Genomic DNA, 730 nt, shown 5'->3' on the forward strand with positions numbered 1-730 from the left:
TCCTGGGTCGAGCCCCCCACGTGCGGGGTCAGGATCACGTTGTCCAACCCCCGCAACGGCGACTCGAAGGTGTCCCCCTGCGCCTTGGGCTCGATCGGGAACACATCGATCGCCGCCCCCGCCAGATGCCCCGACAGGATGTTCTCCCGCAACGACTCATCATCGATCACCATCCCCCGCGACGCGTTGATGAAGATCGACCGCGGCTTCATCGCCGCGAACTGCTCCGCCCCGAACAACCCCGCATTCCCCGGCCGCCCGTCCACGTGCAGGCTCACCACATCCGCCGCGGCCAGCAACGCCTCCAACGACTCCATCTTGCGGGCATTGCCGTGCGCCAACCGGTCCGCGGTGTCATAGAAGACCACCCGCAAACCCACCGCCTCGGCCATGTTCGACAACTGGGTACCGATGTTGCCGTACCCCACGATCCCCAACGTCCGACCCCGGAACTCATGGCTCCCGCGCGCCGACTTGTCCCAGATCCCCTCGTGCATCCGCGCGGTCTTCTCCGGCAACCGCCGCACCAACGCGATGATCTCGCCGAGCACCAGCTCCACCACACTGCGCGTGTTCGAGAACGGGGCGTTGAACACCGCCACCCCCCGCTCCGCGGCCGCGCCCAGATCCACCTGGTTGGTGCCGATACAGAAACACCCCACCGCCAGCAGATCCTTGCCCGCGTCCAGCACCTCGGGCGTGATCGTCGTGTTCGACCGGATCCCCAGCA

1 protein-coding gene is annotated in these 730 nt (G+C 67.0%); it reads right to left on the reverse strand.

Translation table 11 applies throughout. From position 1 onward, the window contains the following. The coding region (gene serA / locus ACR9E3_RS32475; protein WP_460385207.1) for a phosphoglycerate dehydrogenase at positions 1-730 on the reverse strand (730 nt) is incomplete at both ends.

It is taken from the genome of Actinomycetospora sp. C-140 (genome assembly GCF_054796175.1).